The organism is Pantoea sp. AG702, from assembly GCF_003182295.1.
Taxonomy (GTDB): Bacteria; Pseudomonadota; Gammaproteobacteria; order Enterobacterales; family Enterobacteriaceae; genus Pantoea; species Pantoea ananatis.
This window is the reverse complement of record NZ_QGTU01000012.1, coordinates 59,155-79,748: the sequence shown is the minus strand read 5'-3', so window position 1 is coordinate 79,748 and position 20,594 is coordinate 59,155. Positions and strand designations below refer to the sequence as shown.

21 protein-coding genes are annotated in these 20,594 nt (G+C 54.9%); 6 read left to right on the top strand and 15 right to left on the bottom strand.

Annotated features, from left to right (window positions below):
* Positions 1-21: 21 nt before the first annotated feature.
* On the bottom strand, positions 22-441 hold the full coding sequence (trxC, locus tag DFO57_RS21865; protein WP_013026875.1) for a thioredoxin TrxC: 420 nt from the start codon (positions 439-441) through the stop codon (positions 22-24).
* 159 nt (positions 442-600) lie between these two features.
* Here trxC and DFO57_RS21860 point away from each other — a divergent pair, with 159 nt between their 5' ends.
* Positions 601-1,719, top strand: coding sequence for a tRNA/rRNA methyltransferase (locus tag DFO57_RS21860; RefSeq protein ID WP_015699650.1), 1,119 nt, complete (start codon positions 601-603; stop codon positions 1,717-1,719).
* An 83-nt stretch (positions 1,720-1,802) separates the two neighbouring features.
* Here DFO57_RS21860 and DFO57_RS21855 read toward each other — a convergent pair whose 3' ends face one another.
* Positions 1,803-2,210, bottom strand: coding sequence for a helix-turn-helix domain-containing protein (locus tag DFO57_RS21855; RefSeq protein WP_014605192.1), 408 nt, complete (start codon positions 2,208-2,210; stop codon positions 1,803-1,805).
* 112 nt (positions 2,211-2,322) lie between these two features.
* Between DFO57_RS21855 and DFO57_RS21850 the strand changes: the two genes are divergently transcribed.
* The gene (locus DFO57_RS21850) at positions 2,323-3,375 is read left to right on the top strand and encodes an NAD(P)-dependent alcohol dehydrogenase (protein ID WP_015699651.1); all 1,053 of its coding nucleotides are present in this window, start codon (positions 2,323-2,325) and stop codon (positions 3,373-3,375) included.
* Between the two features lie 51 nt (positions 3,376-3,426).
* Here DFO57_RS21850 and emrB read toward each other — a convergent pair whose 3' ends face one another.
* The 12 genes from emrB to DFO57_RS21790 all read right to left on the bottom strand — a co-directional run bounded on the left by emrB (position 3,427) and on the right by DFO57_RS21790 (position 16,564).
* Positions 3,427-4,962 (bottom strand): multidrug efflux MFS transporter permease subunit EmrB, encoded by a 1,536-nt coding sequence (emrB, locus tag DFO57_RS21845; protein WP_013026871.1) that lies wholly within the window; start codon positions 4,960-4,962, stop codon positions 3,427-3,429.
* Positions 4,963-4,978: 16 nt separating this feature from the next.
* Positions 4,979-6,151 carry a multidrug efflux MFS transporter periplasmic adaptor subunit EmrA gene (emrA, locus tag DFO57_RS21840; protein WP_013026870.1) on the bottom strand — a complete coding sequence of 391 codons (1,173 nt, stop codon included), beginning with the start codon at positions 6,149-6,151 and terminating at the stop codon, positions 4,979-4,981.
* A gap of 148 nt (positions 6,152-6,299) precedes the next feature.
* Positions 6,300-6,830, bottom strand: coding sequence for a transcriptional repressor MprA (gene mprA, locus DFO57_RS21835; protein ID WP_014594402.1), 531 nt, complete (start codon positions 6,828-6,830; stop codon positions 6,300-6,302).
* Positions 6,831-7,100: 270 nt separating this feature from the next.
* Positions 7,101-8,300 carry an MFS transporter gene (locus DFO57_RS21830; RefSeq protein ID WP_029570538.1) on the bottom strand — a complete coding sequence of 400 codons (1,200 nt, stop codon included), beginning with the start codon at positions 8,298-8,300 and terminating at the stop codon, positions 7,101-7,103.
* A gap of 146 nt (positions 8,301-8,446) precedes the next feature.
* Positions 8,447-9,445 (bottom strand): glycine betaine/L-proline ABC transporter substrate-binding protein ProX, encoded by a 999-nt coding sequence (gene proX / locus DFO57_RS21825; RefSeq protein ID WP_078829363.1) that lies wholly within the window; start codon positions 9,443-9,445, stop codon positions 8,447-8,449.
* 59 nt (positions 9,446-9,504) lie between these two features.
* Complete coding sequence (gene proW, locus DFO57_RS21820; protein ID WP_078829362.1) at positions 9,505-10,656, bottom strand: glycine betaine/L-proline ABC transporter permease ProW; 1,152 nt, start codon at positions 10,654-10,656, stop codon at positions 9,505-9,507.
* Entirely contained in the window at positions 10,649-11,848 is a 1,200-nt protein-coding gene (proV, locus tag DFO57_RS21815; RefSeq protein ID WP_019106308.1) for a glycine betaine/L-proline ABC transporter ATP-binding protein ProV, read from the bottom strand. Before proV ends, proW begins: the two co-directional genes overlap by 8 nt.
* Before the next feature lie 368 nt (positions 11,849-12,216).
* Positions 12,217-13,176, bottom strand: coding sequence for a class 1b ribonucleoside-diphosphate reductase subunit beta (gene nrdF / locus DFO57_RS21810; protein ID WP_014605198.1), 960 nt, complete (start codon positions 13,174-13,176; stop codon positions 12,217-12,219).
* Positions 13,177-13,185: 9 nt separating this feature from the next.
* The gene (gene nrdE, locus DFO57_RS21805) at positions 13,186-15,324 is read right to left on the bottom strand and encodes a class 1b ribonucleoside-diphosphate reductase subunit alpha (protein ID WP_110015951.1); all 2,139 of its coding nucleotides are present in this window, start codon (positions 15,322-15,324) and stop codon (positions 13,186-13,188) included.
* Positions 15,294-15,707 (bottom strand): class Ib ribonucleoside-diphosphate reductase assembly flavoprotein NrdI, encoded by a 414-nt coding sequence (gene nrdI, locus DFO57_RS21800; RefSeq protein ID WP_013026862.1) that lies wholly within the window; start codon positions 15,705-15,707, stop codon positions 15,294-15,296. The genes nrdE and nrdI overlap by 31 nt, the downstream gene beginning before the upstream one ends.
* Before the next feature lie 4 nt (positions 15,708-15,711).
* The gene (locus tag DFO57_RS21795) at positions 15,712-15,954 is read right to left on the bottom strand and encodes a redoxin NrdH (protein WP_014605200.1); all 243 of its coding nucleotides are present in this window, start codon (positions 15,952-15,954) and stop codon (positions 15,712-15,714) included.
* A 292-nt stretch (positions 15,955-16,246) separates the two neighbouring features.
* On the bottom strand, positions 16,247-16,564 hold the full coding sequence (locus DFO57_RS21790; protein WP_014605201.1) for a DUF883 family protein: 318 nt from the start codon (positions 16,562-16,564) through the stop codon (positions 16,247-16,249).
* 151 nt (positions 16,565-16,715) lie between these two features.
* Here DFO57_RS21790 and DFO57_RS21785 point away from each other — a divergent pair, with 151 nt between their 5' ends.
* From DFO57_RS21785 to DFO57_RS21770, 4 genes are all read left to right on the top strand, one after another.
* A complete protein-coding gene (locus DFO57_RS21785) occupies positions 16,716-17,051 on the top strand; it encodes a DUF2002 family protein (RefSeq protein WP_014605202.1) in 336 nt (111 codons plus the stop codon).
* A gap of 136 nt (positions 17,052-17,187) precedes the next feature.
* Positions 17,188-18,594 carry an S-methylmethionine permease gene (gene mmuP, locus DFO57_RS21780; RefSeq protein WP_014605203.1) on the top strand — a complete coding sequence of 469 codons (1,407 nt, stop codon included), beginning with the start codon at positions 17,188-17,190 and terminating at the stop codon, positions 18,592-18,594.
* Complete coding sequence (mmuM, locus tag DFO57_RS21775; RefSeq protein ID WP_110015949.1) at positions 18,584-19,519, top strand: homocysteine S-methyltransferase; 936 nt, start codon at positions 18,584-18,586, stop codon at positions 19,517-19,519. The genes mmuP and mmuM overlap by 11 nt, the downstream gene beginning before the upstream one ends.
* A 96-nt stretch (positions 19,520-19,615) precedes the next feature.
* Complete coding sequence (locus DFO57_RS21770; protein ID WP_015699658.1) at positions 19,616-20,035, top strand: hypothetical protein; 420 nt, start codon at positions 19,616-19,618, stop codon at positions 20,033-20,035.
* On the opposite strand, the gene speG is transcribed toward DFO57_RS21770, so the two are convergent.
* The gene (gene speG, locus DFO57_RS21765; RefSeq protein ID WP_013026855.1) at positions 20,036-20,581 is read right to left on the bottom strand and encodes a spermidine N1-acetyltransferase; all 546 of its coding nucleotides are present in this window, start codon (positions 20,579-20,581) and stop codon (positions 20,036-20,038) included. It abuts the gene before it with no gap.
* Positions 20,582-20,594: the final 13 nt, after the last annotated feature.

Below are 20,594 nucleotides of genomic sequence, written 5' to 3'. Positions count from 1 at the left end.
GCACTGGCTGGCCTTTTGCGCTTACAGGGATTCGTCGAGCCACTCGTTGAAGGGCGCTTTCGGCATGGCACCGTTTAGCATGTCCACCATCTCACCTTTCTTAAAGACCATAATGGTGGGAATGCTGCGAATGCGGAAGCGACTGCTCAGCGCCGGCTCGGCCTCCGTATTCACTTTAATGAAGCGCACCTTGCCGCTGCGCTCCTGTGCGACGTCTTTAAACACCGGGGCAAAATTAACGCAGGGGCCGCACCATGGCGCCCAAAAGTCCACCACAACCGGCAGATCGTCCTGCAGATAGCTGTCCAGCGTGGCGGCGGTGGCGTTGATGACCTCGCCAGAAAACAGGCTTTCGCCGCAACGACCACATTTGGCACCATCGGCAAGCCGTTCTTCGGGAACGCGATTGGTTGCCTGACAAGACGTGCATACCGTATTCATATAAACCTCTGATAATGAACTAGAGCACTTTGCTCAATATTGTCCATTATGAAAGGGTGGTAAGATCGTCTCAATGTGGATTGCTCTATAGGTACAATAGTTGATAGCTAAGCGCAGTCACATCAGGTAATCTTCGCGCTCTCAATGCAGGAGGAAGAAATGAACGACGAATTTAAAGGCAAAAGTGGTAAGGTCAAAGTCATGTATGTGCGTGGCGAAGATGAGCAAAGCGCGCGCGCGCCGAATCCTCGTACAGGCAAAGGTGGCCGTCCTGCTGCTCGCCGTGAAGACAATCGTCGTTCATCCGGCCCGCGCACTGAGCGTAGTGAAGAAGGCGGTCGCGGTACAGGCCGTCGCAGCGATAGCGCGCCACGCCGCAGTGACAGCGCACCGCGCCGCAACGATCGCGGCAGCGACAATCGTGATGCTTACGGCAGCAGTGATTCCCCATGGCGCACCGTCTCCCGCGCGCCGGTCGTGGAAGACAACAAACCGGAAAACCCAGGGATTAGCGGTAAAGGCGTGGTTGACGTTGAGCAGATTCGTCGCCAGCGTCTGGAAGAAACCCGCGTTTACGGTGAAAACGCCTGTCAGGCGCTGTTCCAGAGCCGTCCTGAATGCATCGTTCGCGCCTGGTTTGTGCAAAGCGTGACGCCACGTTTTCGCGATGCGCTGCGCTGGCTGGCGGCTAACCGCAAAGCCTACCACGTGGTCGATGACGCAGAGATCACCAAAGCTTCCGGTACTGAACACCACGGCGGCGTCTGCTTCCTGATCAAGAAACGCATGGGCATGGACGTAGCAGAATGGCTTAACAAGGCCGAAAGCAAAGACTGTGTACTGGCGCTTGAAGATGTCAGCAATCCCCATAACCTTGGCGCGATCATGCGCAGCTGCGCGCACTTTGGTGTGAAAGGTCTGCTGGTTAACGATGCCTCGCTACTGGAATCCGGTGCAGCGGTTCGCACGGCGGAAGGCGGCGCTGAACACGTTCAGGCTATCAGCGGCGCAACCTTTAATGAAGGCCTCGAAGCCTTCCGCAAAGCGGGTTACACCATCGTGACGACCTCGAGCCATCAGGGCACATCCCTGTCTGACGCGGTGCTACCGGCCAAAATGGTACTGGTGCTGGGTCAGGAGCGTGAAGGCTTGTCTGACAGCACGTTCCAGCAGGGCGATATGAGCGTGTCGATTGGCGGCACCGGCAACGTGGAAAGTCTGAACGTCTCCGTCGCTACCGGCGTTCTGCTGGCCGAATGGTGGCGTCAGAACGCCTGATGTTAGCTGATGTATGGTGCCGTGAAACGTGCCATACAGGTTCAGCGTTCCCGGCGGGGCGTGAAAGATGCTCCGCCAGCCCGTTACCCCGCCTTACCATCCCCGGAGTCGGATGTAGCCTGATCAACATGTTCGTCCATCTCATCAAGCGCCCGTTGATTATCCAGCCCCCATTGATACAGCTGCTCTACCGGTTCCGCGAAGGTCTGGCCCAGCGCCGTTAACGCATAGTCGACTTTGGGTGGGATCACGTCGTAAACATGGCGGGTGATCAATCCGCGCTGCTCCAGCTCCTTCAGCGTCTGAAACAACATCTTTTTTGATATCCCCTGCAAACTTCGCTGCAACTCGCCCGTGCGTGCGCGGCCTCCCGGCCAGTGATACAGCGCATGCAGCACCATCGGATTCCACTTGGCAGAAAAAAGATCCATGAGTCGGCGCGGCGGTGAATCCACATAAAAAACCAGTTTACCCTCTACCCAGGCAGGCATCGTCTTCTCCCTCCTTTATGGTCACCAAATGGTAACTACTATCAATAATGGCACTATTTAAGTAGAGTTTGCCGCCCTCCGTTATCAAAAGCCAGTCACTATGAGAGGCACCATGAAAATTAATGCACTGATCGCGCACGATGCGACCCAGCCCCTTACCGCCGGCCAGATCGCGCTGCGTCCGCTTCAACCGCAGGATGTCCGGATAGAAATCCTTTACTGTGGCGTTTGCCACTCAGATTTGCATATGGCACGCAACGAATGGGCGGTAAGCCATTATCCCCTGGTGCCAGGACACGAAATCGTTGGACGGGTGAGCGAAACCGGTAGCGCTGCCACCCGATTTACGCCGGGTGATATTGTTGGCGTGGGCGTGATGGTGGATTCCTGCCGCACCTGTCATTTCTGTCAGCAGCAGGAAGAACAATATTGTGAAGCCGGTTTCACTGCGACCTATAACGGTACGGATAAATACACCGGTGAATCTACCCGAGGCGGCTATGCTGAGCACGTGGTGGTCGATCAGGACTTCGTGGTTTCGGTGCCACAGCACCTGCCGTTGGCCGGTGTTGCGCCGTTGCTGTGCGCGGGCGTCACTGTCTGGTCACCGCTGCGCCATTTTAACGTGAAAACGGGCGATAAGGTTGGCGTGATTGGCCTGGGTGGGTTAGGCCACATGGCGGTGAAGCTGGCGAGTGCGCTGGGAGCTGAGGTGACGCTTTTCACCACGTCGGCTGACAAAGCCGCGGATGCCCGCCGTCTCGGTGCCCGTCATGTGGTGGTATCACGCGATGCTCAGGCTATGCAGGCCAGCCAGAACGCGCTGGATCTTATCGTTGACTGCGTGGCGGCCCCGCACGATCTTGACCCTTATCTGGCGACGCTCAAAACCAATGGCCGCCTGGTGCTGGTGGGCATTCCCGACAGTCCGCACGCTTCACCGAACGTGACGCCAATGGTGTTCCGTCGTTTAAGCATCAGCGGCTCGTCCATCGGCAGCATTAAAGAAACCCAGGAGATGCTGGATTTCTGCGGCGACAACAACATCACCGCAGACATTGAGATGATTCGTGGAGAGCAGGTCGAAGAAGCCTTTACGCGAATGCTAAAAGGTGACGTGAAATACCGGTTCGTGATGGATATGAAAGCGACGCGCTGGGCGTAAAAACGGGTTCTGGCGGGCGTGACTTCCACGCCAGAACCCCATCGCGTTCGTCTAGTGCGCGCCACCACCACCGCCACCGGCGGTAAAGGGCGGACGGGCAAACCAGATCAGCACCAACAGCACCAGAAAGACGCCCGCCGACGCCCAAAAAATCTCGTTGGCGGAAATGATCAATCCCTGATTGGTGATCTGCTGAGCGATGTACGCTGAGGCCTGCTGATGCGTCATGCCCATCCCCTCAAGCTGACTGTACATCTGCTGCGCATTAACGTTATAAGGCGTCACCGATTCGCTGAGATTACTGTGGTGCATTGCCTCACGATCCGTCCACATCGTGGTGGTGATCGACGTCCCTATCGAACCCGCCAGCGTACGCACGAAGTTCGACAAACTGGATGCCGCCGCCATCCGGTCGGGTGTCAAACCCGACAGCGTAATTGTGGTAAGTGGCATAAAGAAGCAGGCGACCGCGAAGCCCTGAATAAACTGTGGCCAGGCCGACGCGCCAAAGTCCATGCCCGGTTCAAACGTGTAAGCGCGCCAGTAGAAACAAATGGCATACATGATGAAACTGAAGGTGACCAGTTTCCGCATATCAAGCTTATGGGAGAACCGACCAATGATGGGCGACAGGATAACCGGGATAATCCCGACCGGCGCTGAGGCCAGCCCTGCCCAGGTCGCGGTATAACCGTAGACCTCCTGCAGCAACTGCGGCAAGAGAACGATCGATCCAAAATAGAGCATGTAGGCCAGGCTAATGGATAAGCAGCCTATGGTGAAGTTGCGCGATTTAAACAGCGACAGATCGACTATCGGGTGATCGTCTGTTAACTCCCAAATCAACAGCATCACCAGCGCCAGCACCGCGACAATCGTCAGCACAATAATTTCTGTTGAGCTAAACCAGTCCAGCTCTTTACCGCGATCCAGCATCACCTGCAACGAGCCAACCCCGACAACCAGCAGCACCAGGCCAACGGTATCAATGGGGCGGATCTGGGTAGCGGTTTCACGACCACGCAGGGTTTGCAGCGTGAGCATGATGACCACAACACCAATCGGCACGTTGATAAAGAAGATCCAGCCCCAGTGATAGTTATCACTGATCCAGCCGCCGAGAATGGGGCCACATATGGGGGCCACAATCACCGTCATCGCCCAGAGTGACAGGGCGATACTGCGTTTTGCGGGCGGATAATTATTCAGCAGCAGGCTTTGCGACAGCGGGATCAACGGACCTGCAACGATCCCCTGAATTATCCTGAAGAAAATCAGCATTTCCAGGCTTTCGGACATGCCGCAGGCCCAGGAAGCCAGCGCAAACAGGATGGTCGACCAGGTAAAGAGTTTGACTTCACCGATGCGTTTGGCCAGCCAACCCGTTATCGGAATCGAGATGGCGTTTGCCACCCCGAAAGACGTGATGACCCAGGTCCCCTGGGAGTTTGAGGCCCCCAGATTACCCGCAATGGTCGGTATAGCAACGTTCGCAATGGTGGAATCCAGAACCTGCATGAACGTCGCCAGGGAGAGCGCAATGGTCATTAAGACCAGCGGCATCCCTTTAAGCGGTGCTTGTGCCATTACAGCCTCCGGGTGATCATCCGGCGTTCGCGTGGACGATATCGGTAATCAGCTTATCAACCGGTGCAAGGTCAATGGCCAGGGCGTTGCTGCTGTAGGCAGCCTGCTGACGAACGCTGGTAGCCAGTGCGCTGCCGTCTTTATTATCGGTATCAATTTCTACCAATGTTGACAGCCCGATACGCAGAGGATGTTTAGCCACTTCGTCCTGATTCAACTCAATACGGACCGGCAGACGTTGAACCACTTTGATCCAGTTACCGGTGGCGTTTTGCGCCGGCAGCAGGGAGAACGCGCTTCCGGTTCCCATGTCCAGACCGACAACTTTACCGTGGTAAACCACATCGTCACCGTAGATGTCCGCCACAACGGTTGCCGGTTGGCCGATACGCACGCCAGCCAGTTGGGTCTCTTTGAAGTTGGCGTCTACCCACAAGTCGGTTGCAGGCACCACCGCCATCAGCGGCGTACTGGTATTGATTTGCGAGCCAACCTGCACGCTGCGGCGCGAGACATAGCCATCCATTGGGCTGCGAATGTCAGTACGTTGCAGTGCCAGCCAGGCATCACGCAGCTGTGCCGCACTCTGCTTCACGGCAGGCTGGTTTTCCAGAGAGGTATTCAGGATCATCGCCTGGTTCGCGTTATACTGCTGAACCGCCACATCCAGCTCCGCTTTCGCTGAAGCCACGGCATCGCGTGCATGTTGCAGCTCTTCACGCCCAATCAGGTTAGAGGCGCCCAGCGGCTCGCGGCGTTTCAGATCGGCCTGCGCCTGATCTAACGCGGTCTGACGGAGCGCAATGGTGGCCTGGTACTGTTTCGCGTTGATCATCTCCTGATGTACCTGGCGCACGCTGGTCGCCAGCCCGGTCTGGGCTTTTTCAAACGCCTGCTGTGCGTCGGTTTTATCCAGCGATACCAGCACATCCCCTTTTTTGACAAAATCGGTATCATCAAACCAGACTTTATTTACGCTGCCTGAGACCTGGGCCATCACCTGCACCTGGTTACCGGCAACGTAAGCATCGTCCGTTTCCTGATAGTGGCGTAGCACCAGGTACCAGTAAACGCCCCACGCAATGCCAAGCAGTACGACGACCAGCGCCAGTAATAGCAGCGCGCCTTTGCGCTTTTTCTTCTTGTTATTTACTGGCTGATGCGGGCTTTGCGCCTCTGATGCACTCATTTATTTCTCCACGTTTTCCACTTAATCGGCGGGTTAAACTCCGTTTTCACCATCGCCCGAGCCAAAAAAGCCAGCGACTAAGCGCTGGCCGGATAAAAGAGGGTTAAAATAACGATTTCGTCAGGTGATTGTGTCGCAGATCTTGCTATTACCGCGACAGGGAAGCAGTTAGTTTATCTTCTTCCATCTTATCCAGACGGGTAAGCAGCTTGCGGGTGATGTTTTCCAACTGTGACTTCTCATCACCGGTCAGTGAAGACCAAAGGTATTGCAGGCTCTGATGTTGAGGCGGCAGCACCTGCTGCAGAAATGCATTGCCTTTGTCGGTCAGATGCAGATGCAGGCAGCGGCGATCCTGCGCGCTTTCACGACGTTCAATCCAGCCCCGTTTTTCCAGCTCATCGGCAATGCGCGTGGCATTAGTCCGTGAGGAACCCAGGGCAGTGCTCAGCTCAGAAGGCTGAATGCTCTGGTCTTCCTGCGCATCCAGCGTCAGTAACGCCATAAACAGGGTTTCATTAATACCTTGTTCTTTAAGCATTTTGTTGCGATTGTCCAGCAATTTACCCTGCATATGCATGCAAAGGCGCGTCAGGAGAATTTCCTGGAAGGGGAAATCCGTGTGACGATTGGCACGGATATTTAACATTTGCTCAATGGGCGTAAACGAACTTTCCATTAGAAAAAACCTCACTAATTTCAACTTTTATAATCACCACGGTGGCAGCGTCATTGCTGAGTATTCTGGCCTTAACAGGTCATCCTCAGGCTGTCGCACTGTGGTAGTTCAAGATCTGTCCTTGACCCCAGGGTAAAGGTTTTGCGCATCGATTTCATACGCGTTGGTCGTACAGTGAAACGGTACGACATCAAATGATTGCAAAAGAAAAAATAACTGGCGTGAATAACTTTGGGCCAACGATAGCAAACTCACACTCCGCTGAACAGGCTAAATCACACTATTCTGGCTATTCGTTTGTTCCTGGCGATGATTCCGCCACCAGATCAGTAAATTCAGGCACGTCAGTGTCGCACCGGCCGCGCAGACGCCATACCAGCCCGCGAAATGGTAGGCATTGGCCGACAGCAATGAGCCTAGCGCACCGCCAATAAAGTAGCTGGTCATATAACCGGCATTCAGTCGGTTTCGTGCCTCAGGCTGGCGTGCGTATATCACGCTTTGATTGGTGATGTGCACGGCCTGAACCGCCAGATCCAGCACTAAGATGCCGACAATCAGCGCCACAAGCTGCTGCGCGCCCCAGGCAATGGCCGCCCAGGACAGCAACATCAGCAGCAAGCCTGCGCTGGTGGTGAGTTTGGCATGACCTCTGTCCGCCAGCGAGCCAGCTTTCCTGGCTGCCAGTGCCCCGGCGGCGCCGACCAGTCCCAGTAACCCGATTTCTCCTTCCGAGAAACCGTAAGGCGTGGCAGAGAGCAGAAATGCCATTGATGTCCACAGGATGCTGAAATTCGCAAAGGTAAGACAGCCGGTAACGGAACGGGTGCGCAGCACAGGATCGGCGGCATACAGCCGAAATAGGGAAATCAGCAATTGCGGATAATTCAATGAAACAGAAGGTGTGATGCGCGGCAGCGTGCGCCACAGCGCAATCGCCATCAGCAGCATAAATACGCTGGCGACCCAGTATACGGTTTGCCAGCCACCTAACTGCGCCAGGCCGCCCGCAACGGTTCGCGCCAGCAGGATGCCCAGCAGCAAGCCGCTCATGACCGTGCCGGTAACGTTGCCCCGCTTTTCCGGCTCTGCCAGCGTCGCGGCCAGCGGCACCAGAATCTGGGCCGCCACCGAAAAGAGTCCGGTGATCACCGTGCCCAACAGCAGAAAGGGAAATGAGGAGGAGAGAGCAATGATCACCATGCCCGCCGCCGCCAGCACCATCATGCCCACTATCAGGCCGCGCCGTTCCAGCATATCGCCAAGCGGGACCAGCAACAGCAGCCCACAGGCATAGCCAAGCTGTGCGCTGGTCACAATGAACCCCGCGAGCGCCACCGACAGGTCAAAGTGTTGGGCAATGGTATGAAGCAGTGGCTGAATATAATAATTGCTGGCAACACAGAGGCCAGTGGCAACGGACATCAGTCCCACCAGTGCAGACGTTAAACCAGGGCGAGATGTTGTCATAGGGAGGCAGAGGTAAATATTAATAAAGTGGCGTTAATAATAACCTAAAAAATTATTTGAGAGCTATGTTTATGTCATGCGCCTGTTAATCAGTCATAACGGAAAAAGGGCAGACAGGTGTCCGCCCTTCGTCTGCCTGCCGAGCCTTATTGAGTCGCGGCGCGCGCGTCGTTAATCCACTTATCAAACTGGGCCTGATGGCCCTTGATCCAACCGTCTACGTGGCGATTGATATCCTCTTCAGAATTTTGCCCTGCGTGCATGGCGGCATTTTCCGCATTGATATCACCAATCGGCAGTGTCATCTCAGCAAACAGTTTCGCGGCGGCGGGATTTTTTTCCGCCCAGGCTTTGTTGGCCACTATGTGCATCGTGTTGACCGGGAAGCCATAGTTCGCGCCGTTAGCCAGTTTGGTATCCACGCCTTTCTGTTCGCCCGGCAATGAAGAGAATGGCACCTGCAGCCAGACCACGTCGCGGCCCGGTTTAAGCACATCACTCAGCCAGTAAGGCGTCCAGGTGTAGTAAAGGACAGGTTTTCCCTGTTTAAAGCGCGCCAGAGTATCCGCGATCATTGCCGAATAATTGCCCATGTTGGCGGTGACGGTGTTGCTCAGGCCATAAGCTGTGTTTTGGTGGTTAATGACCGCCTCGCAGCCCCAGCCAGGCGTACAGCCGGTCATATCCGCTTTGCCATCGCCATTGCTGTCGAAAAGCCTGGCAATCTTGGGATCTTTCAACTGGGCGATATTGGTGATGTGATACTTTTCAGCCGTTTTTTTATCGATGAGATAGCCCTGAGCCGCGCCGGAAACATAGGTTCCCTCGCGATAAAACGCCTGGCTCCCGCCTGCGGCTTTATACATATCGTCATGCAGTGGCCGCCAGTTGGTTGCCAGGAAGGTCGCATCACCCGAGGCGATGGTGGTATAGGCGACGTTGTAATCCACTTCGCTCGGTTTCTCAACGGTATAGCCCAGCTTCTCCAGGCCCCGGCTCACGAGCAGCGTCTGAAAAGTCTCTTCGGCAATCGTACTTTGTACCGGTTTCACCGTGATGCCTTTACCCGGCAGATCGGCCGCGAAAGCGTGAGAAGCAGAGAAAGTGGCCAGAATGGCAACGGCAGCAGGGAGCATCTTGCGCATGATTATTCCTCGTTTTTATTGTCGCGATAACGGCGGCAGCTGACTGCCGCGCTCAAGATTCAGGATTGACGGAAAGGACGCGTCAGCAGGCCAATGGGGCCGGTGTGATACCAGTGGCGACGGCCACGGCTGCGTTTGTCACGCGCCACCGACTGCGTCAGGCGGTCAAGGATAATGGCCAGAATCACGATGCCGACGCCGCCCACGGAGGCCAGGCCCATGTCCAGACGACCAATGCCGCGCAGCACCATCTGGCCCAGTCCACCCACGGCAATCATGGAGGCAATCACCACCATCGACAGGGCGAGCATCAGCGTCTGATTCACACCCGCCATGATGGTGGGCATGGCCAGCGGCAGCTGAACCTTAAACAGCAACTGGCGCGGACTGGCGCCAAAGGACTCACTGGCTTCGATCAGGTCGGCAGGAACCTGTTTAATTCCCAGGATGGTCAGCCTGACAATGGGCGGCAGGGCAAAAATGATGGTGACGACGACGCCCGGGACATTCCCGATACCAAACAGCATGACAATCGGCACCAGGTAAACGAAGGCCGGTGTGGTCTGCATGGCGTCCAGCAGCGGACGCACAATACGTGCCGCACGTTCACTGCGCGCCAGCCAGATGCCCATAGGCAGGCCAATGATGATGCAAAACAGCAGGGCGGTGAGCACCAGCGCCAGCGTAATCATCGCCTGCGACCAGGCACCAATCGCGCCAATGGCGATCAGTGAAATCAGCGTGGCAATGCCCATTGCCGGACTGGCGATTTGCCAGGCGATTAACGCAAACAGCGCGATAGCCACCGGCGCGGGCATACCCAGCAGCAGCTGTTGAAACGCGCTGAGGATGTAATCCACCGGTACGCGAATGCTTTGAAAGACCGGACGGAAATGATTCACGACCCAGTCGATCCCTTCGGTGACCCAGTGATCCAGCGGAATCCAGGTTTTATGGAACGGATCCATAATAGTGAAATGGTCCGCCTGGGGTGCAGGCGCGTTGTTCAACCAGTCTGCGCTGCCGCTGGAGCCTGTCGCGGCACTGCCATCTGGCGTGCCCCACGCATCTGCACCGCCGGTGGCGGCATGATGGCCGCTGTCGGCGGCACCGCTCTGATCTGCGGCACCCGACCAGGGATCGCTACTTTGGCTGCTCTGGGTATCCGTCGGTGCCGGGTTATCCCATGGGGTTGCTGTGTCTTTACTCATTGCTGGCTCCTTCACGATCTAAAGCACGTAGCAGCGTGCTTTTCGATATCACACCGACGTATTGATTTTCTTCTCCCACCACCGGAACGGCACAGGGAGCCTGCGCCACGTGTGAGAGCAGTTCGTTTAACGAGGTCGTGGCAGGAACCGCCGCTGGCGCGTCGAGCAGGGCGCTTTCCAGCCCTTGCCCTGCCGCCAGGGCCGCCTTGAGAGAGTCGGTTGACACTACGCCGATGAATTTCTGTTTCTCCAGCACGTAGCCGTAATCACGATCTTCTTCCTGCAGCAGTTGTATGGCCGAGCGCGGGCCTAATCCGGTCGCTTTGCGAATGAGCGCGCCAGCATTTCGGCGCGCAATATCGTTAGCGCTAAAGACGTGACTGATATCGACGCCGCGGAAGAACGTGCGGACATAATCATTGGCGGGATTATTCAGGATTTCATCGGGTGAGCCGACCTGAATGACTTCGCCATTTTGCATAATGGCAATACGATCGCCAATGCGCATGGCTTCGTCCAGGTCGTGTGAAATAAATACAATAGTGCGCTGATGTCTGGCCTGTAATTTCACCAGCTCATCCTGCATTTCGGTACGAATTAAGGGATCGAGTGCAGAAAAGGCTTCATCCATTAATAAAATATCGGGATTAATGGCTAAAGCGCGTGCCAGACCTACACGCTGACGCATGCCGCCTGATAGCTCATCAGGATAGGCGTGGGCGTAATTTTCCAGCCCAACCTGACGTAATGCCTCAAGGGCTTTTTCCTGACGTTCTGCTAAGGGGATGCCGGCTAATTCCATGCCAAAAGCGGCATTATTTACAACGTCAAGATGCGGCATTAAGGCGAATGACTGAAATACCATGCTGATCTTATTTCGGCGAACCTCACGCAGTTCGCTGTCCGATATTTTTGCAATATCGACACCGTCAATAATCACCTGGCCGCGCGTCGGCTCTATCAGACGATTGAGAAGGCGAACCATGGTGGATTTCCCTGAACCGGATAACCCCATGATGACGAAGATCTCGCCTTCTTCAATGGCCAGACTGGCATTTTTGACACCGAGCGATAAGCCTGTTTTTTCGAGGATTTCCTCTTTACCACAGCCCTTATCAATATATTTAAATGCCCTCTGTGGATTATCACCAAATACCTTATAAAGATTTTTTACTTCTAATTTTATTGTCATCCGTAATTAATGCCCTGATTAAATTATTTTAATGTAAAATGACGTACCCTGGTTCAATTTAAGCAGGCTATAACCTGACATACTCAGATTATCTGTCAACCCTGGTGTAAAATATTCATGGCTGGAAATCACGCCTTATCGCGATAATTTCCAGTCATCACAAGGGATGCGGGGAGATGAATTTTTTATGATTTATTTTGAAAAACGACAGTAATTAGACCGTGCAGCGCTGAGATATTGGCAGAATGACGAGCGGAAGGGAGGGCATGAATAAGAAATAATGACGCTGATTTAAGGGAAATAACAGCTTATTAATCAGCGCCAGTAATCATGACCGCCTGTGACCTGTTATGACGGCACAGACAACCTTAGAAACTCCAGTCTTCGTCTTCCGTTTCGACCGCTTTGCCCATCACGTATGAGGAGCCCGAACCCGAAAAGAAGTCGTGATTTTCATCCGCGTTTGGGGATAACGCCGACAGAATTGCCGGGTTAACCTGAGTTAATTCTGCCGGGAACAGCGCTTCATAGCCAAGATTCATCAAGGCCTTGTTGGCGTTGTAGTGTAGGAAGGTTTTTACTTCTTCCGCCCAGCCGACATCGCCATAGAGCGCTTCTGTATAAACAACCTCGTTTTCATACAGCGCCAGCAGCAGATCGATGGCGAACTGCTGCAATGCTTCGCGGCGGCCTTCATCAACCTGCTCAAGGGCTTTTTGGTACTTGTAGCCAATATAGTAGCCGTGAACGGCCTCATCGCGGATGATGAGCCGAATCAGATCGGCGGTATTGGTCAGTTTGCCACGGCTTGACCAGTACATCGGCAGCCAGAATCCTGAATAGAACAGGAACGACTCCAGAAAGACGCTGGCGATTTTTTTCTTTAACGGATCGTCAGCGCGGTAATGAGTAAGAATGATCTCGGCTTTATTTTGCAGCGCCTGATTCTCTTCGCTCCACTGATAAGCGGCATCCACATCGCTGGTATGACACAACGTCGAAAAAATCGAGCTGTATGAGCGGGCATGTACCGCCTCCATAAAGCTGATATTCGACAAGACGGCCTCCTCATGCGGCGTCAGCGCATCGGGCATTAAGCCTGGCGCACCCAGCACGTTCTGGATGGTGTCCAGCAGCGTCAGGCCGGTGAATACGCGGATGGTCAACTGCTGATGCTGTTTATCCAGCGTCTGCCAGGCCGGCAGATCGTTGGACAAAGGGACTTTTTCCGGCAACCAGAAGTTGCTGGTCAGACGGTTCCAGACTTCAAGATCTTTCTCATCCTGAATACGGTTCCAGTTAATGGCTTGAATTTGTCTGAGTTGCATAATGGGTTCTCACAGTGCGCAGGAGACGCAGCCCTGAATTTCAGTGCCTTGCAGGGCCATCTGGCGCAGTCGAATGTAGTAAAGCGTTTTAATCCCTTTCTTCCAGGCGTAAATCTGCGCTTTATTAATGTCGCGCGTGGTCACGTCATCCCGGAAAAACAGGGTTAATGACAGGCCCTGATCCACATGTCGGGTCGCCTCTGCGTAGGTATCAATAATGGCTTCCGGCCCAATCTGGTAAGCGTCCTGATAGAGTTCCAGATTGTCGTTGGTCATGAAGGGGGCCGGATAGTAAACGCGACCGGTTTTGCCCTCTTTGCGGATCTCTATTCGCGACACAATCGGATGAATACTGGACGTGGCGTGGTTGATATAGGAGATCGATCCGGTAGGCGGTATCGCCTGCAGGTTTTGATTATACAGCCCCGAGGCCATCACCGATTCACGCAGTGCCAGCCAGTCGTTGTGACAGGGCAAGCTGATGCCCGCATCGGCAAACAGGGCGGCGATGCGGGCGGTTCGCGGCTGCCAGTCGCTTTGCAGATATTTGTCAAAATACGCGCCGGTGGCATAGGTTGAGGCGCTAAAACCATCGAAAGTCTGCTGGCGCTCTTTTGCCAGCTGATTCGAGGCACGCAGGGCATAATAAGTCACACAGTAAAAATAGAGATTGGTGAAATCCAGCGCCTCGGGTGATCCGTAAGCAATGCCTTCACGGGCCAGGTAACCATGCAGGTTCATCTGACCCAGACCGATAGCATGCGAGCGGCGATTGCCTTCCGCAACGGAGGGAACCGAGCCAATGTCACTCATATCTGATACCGCAGTCAGCGCCCGAATTGCCGTTTCTACCGTGTGGGCCAGATCGCCAGAATCCATCGCATGGGCAATATTCAGCGAGCCAAGGTTACAGGAGATATCTTTGCCCATGCGGCGGTAGCTGAGATCCTCGTTGAATTCGCTGGCGCTGTTCACCTGCAAAATCTCTGAGCAGAGGTTGCTCATATTGATGCGACCGGCAATCGGGTTATCCCGGTTTACGCTGTCCTCATACATGATGTAGGGATAGCCTGATTCAAACTGGATTTCCGCCAGCGTCTGAAATAAATCGCGCGGCTGAATATAGGTTTTACGGATTCTGTCGTCCGCCAGCATCTCCGCGTATTTCTCGCTGATGCTGATATCGCCAAACGCCTGACCGTAGATTCTTTCAACATCGTAGGGCGAGAACAGCGCCATCGGCTGATTCTCTTTGGCAAGCTGGAAGGTGATATCCGGAATGACCACGCCCAGCGACAGCGTTTTAATGCGGATTTTTTCATCGGCGTTTTCGCGCTTGGTATCCAGGAAGCGCAAAATATCCGGATGGTGAGCATTCAGCCAGACTGCGCCGGCTCCCTGACGCGCGCCGAGCTGGTTAGCATAAGAAAACGCATCCTCCAGCATTTTCATCACCGGAATAACGCCGGAAGACTGGTTTTCAATGCGCTTGATCGGCGCGCCGGACTCACGCAGGTTCGACAGCAGAAACGCCACGCCGCCGCCGCGTTTAGACAGCTGGAGCGCAGAGTTCACGGCCCGGCCAATCGACTCCATGTTGTCTTCAATGCGCAGCAGGAAGCAGGAAACCAGTTCGCCGCGCTGTTGCTTGCCGCTGTTCAGAAACGTCGGCGTGGCGGGCTGAAAACGGCCACTCAGGATGGCTTCCAGCACCGAGCGCGCCAGGGTTTCATCGCCCTGTGCCAGCGTCAGCGCCACCATACAGGCACGCTGCTCGAAGGTTTCCAGGTAACGCTTGCCATCAAAACTTTTCAGGGTGTAGCTGGTGTAGTACTTCCACGCACCCAAAAAGGTCTTGAACGCAAAGCCCCATGCATCGGCTTCGTCGTGCAGCCCGCAGACAAAGTTAAAATCATACTGATTAAGTACGGAAGCTTCGTAGTAGCCTTCGGCGACCAGATAGCGCAGGCGATCGGCGATGCTGGCAAAGTGCTGGGTGTTGGGCTGCACGTGCTGAATAACAAACTGACGTGCGGCCTGCTGATCCTTATCAAACTGGATACGGCCGTCAGCGTCATACAGGTTCAGCATGGCGTTCAGCGCATGGTAATCCAGCGCTACGTCGTTGAGGGTATCTGTCGTTGCCAAAATTGGGTTACTCCCGCTTTCACATTGGCGATATCGTCGGGGGTTCCCATCAGTTCAAACCGATACAGGTAGGGAACCTGACATTTCTTAGCAATGATGTCGCCAGCCAGGCAGTAACCTTCGCCAAAATTACGGTTACCGGCGGCGATAACGCCGCGTAAGCCGTTGCGGTTGGCGTCATCATTGAGAAACTGAATAACCTGTCTGGGCACCGCACCGCGGTGGCTGCCGCCGCCATAGCTGGGCACGACCAGAATATAGGGCTGGTCAATGTGCAGCTGTTGCTTCGCGTCAATCGGTATGCGGCACGCGGGCAGGCCCAGACGGAGAATAAACCGATGGGTGTTTTCCGACTGGCTGGAAAAATAGACCAGTGGAAACATGCGGCTATCCGCCCATCGCCACGGACTGAGACAGGCCAGCTATCTTGTCAGGGCGGAACCCACTCCAGTGATCGTCACGCGTCATGACGACCGGTACCTGGCGGTAACCCAAGGCCTTGAGGTTATCGATGGCCTCCGGTTGCGTATCCAGGTTGATGAGGTGGTAGTCGATGCCCTGACGATCCAGTGCATTTTTCGTGGCATTACACTGGACACAGTTGTTTTTAGTGTAAATAATAATGCGCATGATTCGTATTCCTCTTTCATTGCGGTGCCGCTGCGGATAACGAAGTTTTTTTCCATGAATCAGGCTTCGTCCTTGCAAACATCTTGTGGTGTGACAATGAAATGAATACTAGATGTAGCGTTAATTGCGGTCAAGCGTACTATATATGGGGTTAATGGCCCCGGATGCGGCAAGCCAGTGGCGACGCGCCCTGCCACGCGAAAAAATATTTTGTAAAGCCAGTTGCGCAAAAAACAGGCATAAAAAAAGCCCCGCTCATTGAGCGAGGCTGATGATAACGGCAGGGCAGGGACTAGCGGCGGGACACTAACAGCGCGCCCAGCACAATCCCGACCGCAGCGCCGATGCCGACACCGTACCAGGGTTTATCATGCACATAGGCATCAACCTGATAGCCGGCGTCGCGGGCGGCCTGCGAAACACGATTGCCGCCACCGTTTAATTTCGCACGGGTTTGCTTCAGCAGCGCTTCCGCCTGGCTGCGGGCAGAATTAACCTCATCCTTCGCTTCGCTGCCGTAAGATTTCAGCAACGCTTCAAGTGAATCAGCCAGCTCGTTCACATCCTGATTGATATCAATGTCATCGTTTTTTTGCGTTCGATTAAACATTTTTGGCTCCCTTGTCATTAACACGTAATACTCAGTGTAGACCACGTTTGGCTTAACGAGGCGCGGGATGGCCCTTTAGGGAAAATTCCGAATGCCCGTGCAGCCACGCTGATGTAAGGTTGCGTGGCTTTTGAAGAGGAGAGGATCAAGCATGTATTTACGACCAGATGAGGTAGCGCGCGTACTGGAAAAAGTAGGCTTTGAAGTCGATGAGATTACACCACGCGCTTATGGCTACCGTCGTGGCGACAACTATGTTTATGTTAACCGCGAAGCGCGTATGGGGCGCACGGCGCTGATCATTCACCCAACGTTGAAAGAAAAAAGTCAGCCTTTTGCCGAACCGGCGTCAGAAATGAAAACCTGTGATCACTACACGCAGTTCCCTCTCTACCTGGCGGGTGATTCGCAGGAACATTATGGTATTCCACACGGTTTCAGTTCCCGCATGGCGCTTGAACGCTATATACAGAGCGTGTTCGGCTAGCGCATCCCGCCCCGTTAACGCGGGGCAACGATCCCTTCCCGTCGATGCCTGACCGTTTCGCCCGTTGCATTTCGGCGCCGTAATGCGTATAAATCTGCTGCATATAGATGTTTAGACGTCCATACGGATGGGATATATGAGCGAGCAGACGACTTCTTCGCAGGATCAATTTAAGCGAACCATGAAAGTTCGCCACCTGGTGATGCTATCGCTGGGCGGCGTCATCGGGACCGGCCTGTTTTTTAATACCGGCTACATTATTTCCACCACCGGGGCCGCAGGCACGCTGCTGGCTTATCTGATTGGTGCGCTGGTGGTATGGCTTGTGATGGCCTGCCTGGGTGAGCTGTCGGTCGCCATGCCTGAAACGGGGGCATTTCACGTCTATGCCGCTCGCTATCTGAGCCCGGCCACGGGCTATACCGTCGCCTGGCTGTACTGGCTGACCTGGACCGTCGCGTTGGGCTCCAGCCTGACGGCGGCAGGGTTCTGCATGCAGTACTGGTTTCCACACGTGCCGGTCTGGCTATGGTGCCTGGTCTTCTGCATCGCCATCTATCTGCTCAACGTGATTTCCACCCGTTTCTTTGCCGAAGGGGAATTCTGGTTTTCCATCATCAAAGTCATCACGATTGTCGCCTTTATCGTCCTGGGCGGCGCTGCCATGTTTGGCTTTATCCCGATGAAAGACGGCACACCCGCGCCGGGTTTGAGCAATATCACCGCACACGGCTGGCTACCTAATGGTGTATTACCGATTCTGATGACGATGGTCGCGGTGAACTTTGCCTTTTCCGGCACCGAGCTAATTGGCATTGCCGCAGGCGAAACCGAAAACCCGCAAAAAGTCGTGCCGCTGGCCATTCGCACTACCGTCGCGCGCCTGATCCTGTTCTTTGTCGGCACCGTTTTCGTGCTGGCCGCCTTAATTCCAATGGACCAGGCCGGCATCGTTAAAAGTCCCTTTGTGCTGGTATTTGAGAAGATCGGCATTCCCTGGGCGGCAGATATCATTAACTTTGTGATACTCACGGCCATCCTGTCTGCGGCGAACTCGGGTCTGTATGCCTCAGGCCGCATGCTGTGGTCGCTGGCCAATGAGAACACGCTGCCGCGCGCTTTCGCCCGGGTCAACAAACGCGGGGTACCGCTGCTGGCGATAACGGTCAGTATGATCGGCGGCCTGTTGGCGCTGTTCTCCAGCGTGGTCGCGCCGGATACCGTATTTGTGGCGCTGTCTGCTATCTCTGGCTTTGCCGTGGTGGCCGTGTGGTTGAGCATCTGCGCGTCGCACTACGTTTTTCGTCGTCGTCATGTGCAACAGGGTAAATCGCTGCAGGAACTGGTTTATCGCGCGCCGCTGTATCCGCTCACTCCCATCCTGGGCTTCCTGCTTTGCCTGCTGGCCTGTGTGGGGCTGGCTTTCGATCCCTCGCAGCGTATTGCCCTGTGGTGCGGAATTCCGTTTGTGCTGTTTTGCTATGGCGCTTACCATGTCACGCACAAAAAAACACAGGCTAAGGAGGCCAGGGATGTCGCATAATCCTGTTTCGCGCGCATTACAACAGTCTGCACCGCTAATTCTTGACGGCGCGCTGGCGACCGAGCTTGAGGCACGTGGTTGCGATCTGGCGGATGCGTTATGGTCCGCTAAAGTGCTGGTGGAGAACCCTGAGCTGATTTACCAGGTGCACTACGACTATTTTGCTGCCGGCGCGCGCTGCGCCATTACTGCCAGCTATCAGGCAACGCCGCAGGGCTTTGCGGCGCGGGGCCTCAACGAAACGCAGTCTCTGGCGCTGATCGCGCAAAGCGTCGAACTGGCTAAACGTGCCCGCGCAGATTATCTGGCGACGCAGGCCGAAGCAAAGATCCTGCTGGTGGCGGGATCGGTCGGACCTTACGGCGCGTTTCTGGCCGATGGATCGGAATACCGGGGGGATTACGCGCTGCCAGAGACTGAAATGATGGCGTTCCATCGCCCACGGATCAACGCATTACTGACGGCGGGCGTGGATGTACTGGCCTGCGAAACGCTGCCCTCCTTTGCAGAAGCCCAGGCGCTGGTTGCCCTGTTAGGCGAATTCTCTGACAGCCGCGCCTGGTTCTCGTTCACGCTGCGTGATGCCGAACACATCAGCGACGGTACGCCGCTGCGTGAGGTGGCGGCTTACCTCAATGCGCAACCGCAGGTGGTGGCATTAGGAATCAACTGTATTGCGCTGGAAAGCGTTACGCCGGCCCTGCAGCAGCTCCAGCGCCTGACGGACAAACCGCTGGTGGTCTATCCCAACTCGGGCGAGCAGTACGACGCCAGCAGCAAAACCTGGCACTCTGCGCCCTCTGGCTGCACCTTGCATGACAAGTTTAGCGAGTGGCAGCAGGCCGGTGCCCGGTTGATTGGCGGCTGCTGCCGCACCTCCCCCAAAGACATCGCGGCTATTGCCCGGCATTGTCAACCGCAATAAAGCGGCAGAATCGGGCGATGATAGCCCGATTGAGACAGATGAAAAGGTGGGAAGGGCGGTTTACACTGTGCTTCCTGACTTTTATCGGATCCTTCCATGAAACAGCACATTCTGGCGCTTGCCGCCGCGATGCTTCTGAGCGGCTGCGCCACCATTGTTGGCACTGAAACTCAATCGGTTCTGATCGATTCACAGCCGCCGGGCGCGCGTTTTACCGTGCAGGATGAAAACGGCCGCCCGGTTGCGGAAGGATACACGCCGAAAACCGTCGTCCTGGAGAAATCCAACCACCGCTACTTTGGCAAAAAACACTATCTGCTGATGCTGGAAAGTCCGGGCTATGTGCCAGTAACGGTGCCAATTGAGGCCCGCGCCAACCTCTGGTATCTGCTGGGAAATATTCCCCTGCTGGGTTTACCCGGTTGGTTACTGGTGGATCCGTTCTATGGCGGCATGTACAACCTCGAGCCAGAGCATCCCAGCCCTTACATGAATCCGGTCGGCGCGCGCGGCTGATTACTGGGCAGTGGGTTTGACCATGCTGCCCTGGGTTTTATGCCGTTCCAGATACTGATGCTGGAAAATGCACATACGGATCGTATTGCGGTACTCGCCATTGATAAAGAATTCGTGTTTTAGCACGCCTTCGATCTCAAAACCGAGTTTGCTGTAGATATGGATCGCTTTCTCATTTTCCTGATCGACAATCAGGTACAGCTTGTACAGGTTGAGGACTGAGAAACCGTAATCCATCGCCAGGCGGGCGGCCTGGGTTGCCAGGCCTTTGCCCTGATGGGTCGGATCGATGATGATCTGAAACTCAGCACGGCGATGGACATGGTTAATTTCGACCAGTTCCACCATTCCCGCTTTTTGCCCCTCATGTTCCACCACGAAACGTCGCTCGGTCTGATCGTGAATGTGTTTGTCGTAGAGATCGGACAGCTCAACAAAAGCCTCATACGGCTCTTCGAACCAGTAGCGCATGACGCTGGCATTGTTATCAAGCTGGTGCACAAAGTGCAGATCTTCTCTTTCCAGCGGGCGGAGTCTGATGGTCATTATCTTTCCTTAC

What these genes read in the sequence shown, in the direction of transcription:
- proW (WP_078829362.1), bottom strand. Translation starts at nt 10,656, where the DNA reads ATGAGTAAAGACACAGCAACCCCATGGGATAACCCGGCACCGACGGAT.
- mprA (WP_014594402.1), bottom strand. Translation starts at nt 6,830, where the DNA reads ATGGAAAGTTCGTTTACGCCCATTGAGCAAATGTTAAATATCCGTGCC.
- proX (WP_078829363.1), bottom strand. Translation starts at nt 9,445, where the DNA reads ATGCGCAAGATGCTCCCTGCTGCCGTTGCCATTCTGGCCACTTTCTCT.
- DFO57_RS21850 (WP_015699651.1), top strand. Translation starts at nt 2,323, where the DNA reads ATGAAAATTAATGCACTGATCGCGCACGATGCGACCCAGCCCCTTACC.
- nrdF (WP_014605198.1), bottom strand. Translation starts at nt 13,176, where the DNA reads ATGCAACTCAGACAAATTCAAGCCATTAACTGGAACCGTATTCAGGAT.
- emrB (WP_013026871.1), bottom strand. Translation starts at nt 4,962, where the DNA reads ATGGCACAAGCACCGCTTAAAGGGATGCCGCTGGTCTTAATGACCATT.
- speG (WP_013026855.1), bottom strand. Translation starts at nt 20,581, where the DNA reads ATGACCATCAGACTCCGCCCGCTGGAAAGAGAAGATCTGCACTTTGTG.
- DFO57_RS21770 (WP_015699658.1), top strand. Translation starts at nt 19,616, where the DNA reads ATGAAACAGCACATTCTGGCGCTTGCCGCCGCGATGCTTCTGAGCGGC.
- DFO57_RS21860 (WP_015699650.1), top strand. Translation starts at nt 601, where the DNA reads ATGAACGACGAATTTAAAGGCAAAAGTGGTAAGGTCAAAGTCATGTAT.
- DFO57_RS21855 (WP_014605192.1), bottom strand. Translation starts at nt 2,210, where the DNA reads ATGCCTGCCTGGGTAGAGGGTAAACTGGTTTTTTATGTGGATTCACCG.
- DFO57_RS21790 (WP_014605201.1), bottom strand. Translation starts at nt 16,564, where the DNA reads ATGTTTAATCGAACGCAAAAAAACGATGACATTGATATCAATCAGGAT.
- DFO57_RS21830 (WP_029570538.1), bottom strand. Translation starts at nt 8,300, where the DNA reads ATGACAACATCTCGCCCTGGTTTAACGTCTGCACTGGTGGGACTGATG.
- mmuP (WP_014605203.1), top strand. Translation starts at nt 17,188, where the DNA reads ATGAGCGAGCAGACGACTTCTTCGCAGGATCAATTTAAGCGAACCATG.
- mmuM (WP_110015949.1), top strand. Translation starts at nt 18,584, where the DNA reads ATGTCGCATAATCCTGTTTCGCGCGCATTACAACAGTCTGCACCGCTA.
- proV (WP_019106308.1), bottom strand. Translation starts at nt 11,848, where the DNA reads ATGACAATAAAATTAGAAGTAAAAAATCTTTATAAGGTATTTGGTGAT.
- nrdI (WP_013026862.1), bottom strand. Translation starts at nt 15,707, where the DNA reads ATGTTTCCACTGGTCTATTTTTCCAGCCAGTCGGAAAACACCCATCGG.
- DFO57_RS21785 (WP_014605202.1), top strand. Translation starts at nt 16,716, where the DNA reads ATGTATTTACGACCAGATGAGGTAGCGCGCGTACTGGAAAAAGTAGGC.
- DFO57_RS21795 (WP_014605200.1), bottom strand. Translation starts at nt 15,954, where the DNA reads ATGCGCATTATTATTTACACTAAAAACAACTGTGTCCAGTGTAATGCC.
- trxC (WP_013026875.1), bottom strand. Translation starts at nt 441, where the DNA reads ATGAATACGGTATGCACGTCTTGTCAGGCAACCAATCGCGTTCCCGAA.
- emrA (WP_013026870.1), bottom strand. Translation starts at nt 6,151, where the DNA reads ATGAGTGCATCAGAGGCGCAAAGCCCGCATCAGCCAGTAAATAACAAG.